3 protein-coding genes are annotated in these 6,620 nt (G+C 41.5%); all 3 read right to left on the reverse strand.

From position 1 onward, the window contains the following. Positions 1–13: 13 nt before the first annotated feature. Positions 14–1,867, reverse strand: a complete 1,854-nt coding sequence (locus V7K50_RS25700; protein WP_334965063.1) for a vWA domain-containing protein — start codon at positions 1,865–1,867, stop codon at positions 14–16. A gap of 998 nt (positions 1,868–2,865) precedes the next feature. Further along, positions 2,866–5,790 (reverse strand): GAF domain-containing protein, encoded by a 2,925-nt coding sequence (locus tag V7K50_RS25705; protein WP_334965064.1) that lies wholly within the window; start codon positions 5,788–5,790, stop codon positions 2,866–2,868. A 200-nt stretch (positions 5,791–5,990) separates the two neighbouring features. Then, positions 5,991–6,416, reverse strand: a complete 426-nt coding sequence (locus V7K50_RS25710; RefSeq protein WP_334965066.1) for a GNAT family N-acetyltransferase — start codon at positions 6,414–6,416, stop codon at positions 5,991–5,993. Positions 6,417–6,620 lie beyond the last annotated feature (204 nt).

Consider the following 6,620-nt stretch of genomic DNA (forward strand, 5'->3'; position numbering starts at 1 on the left):
CCTGTGATATTATTCAAAAGTTTGTTTGCCCACTGCTTGGCTCAGAGGGTCTTTGGTGTTCAATCCAGTTAAATTGCAACTTAACGTTGCCAATCTCAATGATGTCCTCGTCGAAGAGTTCATCTGTATTTATTTTTTTAGTATTGACAAAAATTACACCTTTCAAACACCGCAAATCTATATTTTTTTTGCCTACCCGCCAAACTGTGACTAACTCGGCATCACAATTTGTAGCAGCAATAGCTGGTATCAACTCACTCAGGTATACTCTACCCTTATGTAGGTGAGTGAGACTAATCTCTTCGTCTTCCGATGATTGTGGCAGTGGTTCCAGCACTACCACCGCTCCTTCTAAGCGTTTACGGTTGCGGAAATCTTCGATTAATTCCAGGGGGGTTTTGCGTTGAATCAAACAAACTACTATTAGGGCAATTAATAACACCAACAGGATTAAGAGGAACCAAATAACTATTTTCCGCCACAGGGGCATTAAAATATACAGATGAACTTCCGCACTGACAGGATTGGCAATTGAGTTATCTGGGGTTAGGACTAGGGTGAAAGTGCGTTGGCGTAGCCCGTCGTAGACATCGCCTGCAAAACTGCTATCAGTAACCTGCAACTGCACAGGAATTTTAGTTTCTCCTGGTTGTAAGGATATGGCTGCTGAAGGTTCTGCCATAGAAACGTCTTTGGAATTGCCTTGCAGTTGTAAGCTAGCTGTTCCAGATATATTGGTGCGAACTACAAAAGTTTGGGTTTCAGTGGTTTTCCCTGCTTCTATTGAGCCAAAATCTATCTTTGTAGGTTGTATTTGCAGTTGTGACTTAATGGTTACAGGTAGGTCAATTTTAATTGGTGCGATCGCTTGGTCTGCGCTGATCAACACCAAGCGCAAGTTATTAGCGCCCCCTTTTGCCTCTGCTGGTATCTGTAAACGCACGGGAATCACTGTAGCTTGATTAGCCACTAAGTCGATTGTGCGATCGGGTGGAATTAAGCGAATACCACTTTGCTGAGGGTCTTCCAGTTGCAAACTTAACTTAGAATTGACATTGCTAATACTATTAATATTGAGCGGTTCAGTCGTTGCTCCCGGTAATATTGGCGGCAAATTTGCAGTGGGTAGATTAACATCAAGTTTAGGTTTAATTAGTGCTGGTCGGATATTTTGAGCCAATTGGTTAAGCTGAACTCCTCCAGGATCTCGCAATACCTGCCCCTTCCCACAAAGCGCTGGATTGCTAGCAAAGTCATTCAGTTGTTTTTCGTGTTCTTTCAATCCTAAAGATACAAAAAATATATAGGGTTTGCATTGTTGCTCACGTAGAAACTGGGTATTGCCAGGAATAGAAACAGGATTAGGAATACCACGCACATCTTCTAATCCATCTGTCAAAAATACTATACTGACAGTACGACCAAGAGCATCAGCACGTTTATTTAATAGGGCAGAATGTTGCAAAGCCTTTTGCACAGCCTTACCTGTATGAGTACGCACACCCTCAGCTTGAAGTGAGCTAATTATTTGCTTGAGTTTACCTCTGTCTGGATTGCTATTAATGGTGATATCATTAGCGTTTAGGGTGACATCTTTATCGAAGCTATAAATAGTAACTGTGTCGCCTAATCTGGCGGTATTAACAAATTCAGTAATAGAATTTTTTACTGGTTCAAAAATGTTTTTTGTTCCACCTACACCACGCATTGAAGCAGAAGTATCTACTACTAAAATCCAGTCAATTCCCCCTTTACTAGTAGTCTGAGCAGATGCACTACAAAAGTGAGGAATTGATATTAGAGCCAAAATAATAATGCTTTGAATTGAACTAAATCTCAAGCAATGCTTGAAGTATCTAAAATTCATTGATAGATTCCTCTCTGCATATAATGTCTTCCTCAAAGCCGTAGTCTAAGAGTTTAGATTTAATCAGCTTAATACCTGTCCATATATTTTTGTAGCATCTATATACTTCTATTTGCATTAAATTTAGAATCGAAAATCTGATAGTTATGATTTGATGCACTAATTCCATCTTATTTATTACCTCATCAATCCAGGTTTAAGCTGCTATTACCCTACAAAAACTGACAGAAAAGTTTAATTACCTATGTAAGTCTATAAATACAATATCCAATTTTAAAAAAATCAATTTTTGCTTAATTGTTCATGTTAAATATGAAATATTTTGGTGATATTTAGCCAAGATATTTTTACCTGCAAAATAAATGATCTTGATCAGTGTTTTGTCAAGTTATATCCTAACTACTATTTTAAATAATGTCACTTTTTTTGCAGATATTCAACTCAGCAAAAGCTCTAAGTTTATCTGTTGATTAAGTCAGTAAATATATAGAAAATAGTTGACATAATTGCCAAGATAGGTTTATATTTCCGTTTAATTAGCCTTGACAGTGACAAGGATAAATTGTTAAGGCTTGTAGTTATAGCGGTTCCCGTACAGGTAATACCATTACCAAAAATCTTTCCAACAGATGAATTAGCTGTAATACCAATTCTTTATGAAGATGCATAGAAAAAACCCCACCGCCTGCGGCACCTTCCCTTACTAACGCTCTTCGACTCTGGAGAGAGAATAATCCAGGCGATTAGAAATCGCAGCTACACAAACTCTCGTCCCTTCGGGTTCGGAAGTGACGCTCGTTCGCCCTTGGCGTCTCCCCTTGGGAGAAGACTCGCTAACGCTACGCTAACAGCGACGCCAAGCGCCATCGCTGTTAGCGTCTCCCCTTCTCGCAAAGGGAGAGGCTAGCGCCTGCCGTAGGATGCCCGAAGGGCTGTAGGGAGAAGACTGTGACCCCCTCATCGCCTGCGCGGACTAACGTCAAAATAGGGTTTCAAAACTAAGAATTATGAACAGCTAATGGTAACAGCAAACGGCTAACTACCCGATTGTCTGGTAATTGATAGAAATTCAACTCTCCTCCTAGTTCTTCCATGAGGTTTTGGCAGATCAGCAGATGTAAAGCTGGTGGTTGATCGAGGTTGGAGGGAGCAAGCACATCCTTGGGTGTACTATCATGTAGTTCTGTTAATAACTGTGGTTCGATCGCACCATTGTATGTAATCGACAGTTCTAGGGATTTCTGATGTTCATCTCCAGTGCTTGCAGAAAAATGCTTTCCATCTACGTTGTTAGACGCATCTAAACGGCGACACCAAATATCAATTCTGCCGCCGATTTGAGAACGGTTACAGGCAGTAACCAATAATTCATGGATAACTAATTCAATTTTGACAATATCACCAGCGATCGCCATTGCAGATTGAGCGCTGGTGGTAGGAACGCCTCTAACTAATGAAGAATTCTTGGGCGATTCTTGCTCGTCAATCGATTGTCCCAAGCCATGTACACCAATCCATAGCTTTCGTTGTTTAAGTAAATTTTCGATCCGTTCGAGCGATCGCTTCATTAAACTGGCTATGGGCATAGTTTCCCAACTAATATGTAGCTGCCACTGCTCAACTTTCAACATTCCACTCATAGAGGTGGCTGTATGGTCTAACTGTCGTAGCAATAGCTGGTAGCGCATCTGAGTTAGTTCATTAGCCGGAATGCCCAAATCATGTATTTGTTTCAGGGAGTGCGCCGTTATTCTTTGAATTTCCTCTAGGCGACGATGTTTGTACCAGTTGAGTTGTCGTAATTCTTCTGTTGTGGATTCTAGAAATCGGGTAATTTGCTTTTGACGACGCCACCAGGCTAATTGAGAAATCAGAGTTGCTGTTGCACTGAGGTTTTGTTCTGACCAGCGACGCTGTTGATAGTCTACTAGCAACACTACACCTGTGGTTTCGTAATCAGCAGTTGTACGTAATGCCATGACCAAAATTTGACTTTTGTCTGGAACATTCAACCATTTTCGGGTTTCTGGAGGTAAATTATCTACCTTCAAAGTTAAGTAACTCTCCGTAGCAAGTGCCCACTGAATTAAGGCTTCAGCTTGGATGGAAATAGATGCATCCGAAAAAATCCCAAATTGGCTATTGTCAATCACTCCAGGGATAATTTCTGCCCAACTTTCACCAGGTGCCCAAGATAGCAGTACCGCCAGGGGACAACCCAGAATTGATGCTATTTGTTCGAGTGCTGTACGTTCTAAATGCTTTTTTTCGACCTCGATTTTGCTGTTCTGGGATTGTGTCAGGATGTTTAGGCATTGCTCAAATGCCTGGGAAGTTTTTTGCTGCTGGGTGGTGCGGTTGTGTAATTGCCACTGACGAACAATTACACCAATCTGTTGACTGACAGCCCAGAGCAATTCCTTTTCCAGAGTTGTCCAAGAACGATGGGTTTCGTGAGTGATGACTAAAAGTGATGCTGGGATCTGACCGTGAGTGCATTTACAAATAAGTAGCGATCGCACACCATTCTCTAACAACAGGGGACGCCAGTTAAAAAAGCGTAAATCTTCATCTAAGTTTTCAATTTCCACCGCTTGAGTTGAACGTTGCAAAAGCTGCCCATCCAATTCTTTGAGTGTATTGAGGGTAAATGTCAACGGTCGGCGGTTATGGGGCTGACTTTGGTAAATAAATTGATAATTATTCTGTTCAGGGTCATACTGCAATAGCAAAAATCGCGTAGCAGCTAGTCGAACTAAAACTCTTTTAGCACAGCTATGTAGAGTTTCGTGGAGGTCATGTTCGCTATAGATACCTTGGGCAACTTGACTAGTTAGTTGGGCATCCTCTTGAATCTGTTTGATAGTACTTTCCATACTTTCGTTAGGTGCAATCAGGGAGATTAAACCACCAACACCCTGAACGAAATTTTTGTCCGCCTCCGTCCAGATTCGAGGTTCATTGCTTTCCACCGCCAGAAAACCGAGCAAGTTCTTTTGCCAAATAATCGGAGCCACCAGGAGCGATCGCACCTTCAGCCGTTGCAACAATTTTGCTGTAGAATGGCTCTTTAAAGAACTGCGGGCATCACCAATGGAGACAATTTGGTTCACTGCCAAAGCATAATAAAAGTCGCTCAAATCCTGTACAGTCATTCCGGCTGCTTGCTGACTGCTGGAATTGCGATCGATTTTGACTAGCTGATTGCTCATCCGACACCAAAAGTAGCGCCCTTCCCGCTCAAACCAGTAAATATTTGTCCGGTTGGGGGAGACAAATTTATGAGTTGCTTGCACTGCTGCTTCAAGTCTTTGATTCAGGTTATTGAGGTTGCGTAAATTTTCGAGCAATTCTAATAATGGCTCATCGGTTCGCCTGTTTTGTTTTTGCTGCTGATGGATCTCATTTTGATAAAGCACTGCCCCCAGTTCACCTAAAACCATCATCAAAAGTGCTTTTGTTTCTCCTGTCAGTAGGTAGCCCCAGCGTTCTGAACCCAGTAACACCAAGCCTAAGCAACGGTCTTTATAGCGAATTGGTAAAATAATCGTTCCTTGGATGTGGAATTTTTCGGCAACTTTGTGCCATTCTGTGGCGCGGATTTCAGTTTGCAAATCAGCTACACCCAAGGGATGCTGTTCAATTACTACTTGCTCTAATAAATCTCCAGGACTAAGAACAACTCGTTGCCGTAAAAAGGCCTGATCTTGATCGGGTGTAATGCCTCCTTTGCCAAATAATATGTGATTTAGGCGATCGTAAAGAGCAATCCAAATCAGTCTGTAGTCAAACTGTTCTTTGAGATAAGAAATAGTAGTTTCAATCAGAACGTCAACATTATCTTCTTCTCTGAGGCTCTGGAGGACGCGCCCCAAAGAGAGGATCTGCTGTTCGGCGGCTATAGGTTTTTGCGGCTGCCCCATCTGATTTATTGGTTAACATAACTTGTAATATATAAGATGCCCAGAAAAGTACCCTGAGTAATATTGCCACAAGTGTTTAATATTAAACTTGGACAGCTTAATAGGAAATTAAGCTAATCGTCATTCAAATTGCATTCCGCGTCTTTGCGTCTTTCTAGCGATTTGAACTATGCAACTTAAAATAGTTGCCCCCTGAATGTTTAACTCAGATGAAATAACTTTTGCATGAAGTATCTTTTATGCCCAAGTGGGTAATTTTCTTGAAAACCAAATACAGTGTAGCCTTGAGATTCATAAAATTCCTTAGCTTGAAAGTCTAATGTCTCAAGATGAACCCCTACACAGTTTTGCTTTTGACCTTCTTTTTCAGCAATTTTAAGGATGTTGCTTCCAATCCCTTTGCCACGTAAGTCTTCTTGAACAACTAGAACTCTGATATAAAGCCAATCGCAACCGATTTCACCCAGAACTCCACCAACAATCAAGCCTGATTCATCTCGTGCAAAGACTGCTACAGGTTGCCACTCTGACAACGTAAAAAAATTTTGATTGAACTGGCGAATCATTTGGATGACGGTCATCCGATCCTGCTGAGTTACTTCCTGTTCTACCTGAACTGTAATCATCCTGATTTTGCTGCTGGGTAAGGTTTTGACTTATACTCATTACCCACTCGTACAGAATTACGGAGTGAGTTCTGACTTCTGATTTCTGAGTTATTCTTTATAAAAGCTAGTGACAACTCTCACCGCTAACTGCAAGCAGTGTAGCGGGAGCATCTCAGATTTACATCTCTAGACTTGCTGCTTCACGGGCTGACTAATGTCTAA

This window comes from Nostoc sp. (genome assembly GCF_036917135.1).
GTDB lineage: Bacteria > Cyanobacteriota > Cyanobacteriia > Cyanobacteriales > Nostocaceae > Nostoc.

What these genes read in the sequence shown, in the direction of transcription:
- V7K50_RS25700 (WP_334965063.1), bottom strand. Translation starts at nt 1,867, where the DNA reads ATGAATTTTAGATACTTCAAGCATTGCTTGAGATTTAGTTCAATTCAA.
- V7K50_RS25705 (WP_334965064.1), bottom strand. Translation starts at nt 5,790, where the DNA reads ATGGGGCAGCCGCAAAAACCTATAGCCGCCGAACAGCAGATCCTCTCT.
- V7K50_RS25710 (WP_334965066.1), bottom strand. Translation starts at nt 6,416, where the DNA reads ATGATTACAGTTCAGGTAGAACAGGAAGTAACTCAGCAGGATCGGATG.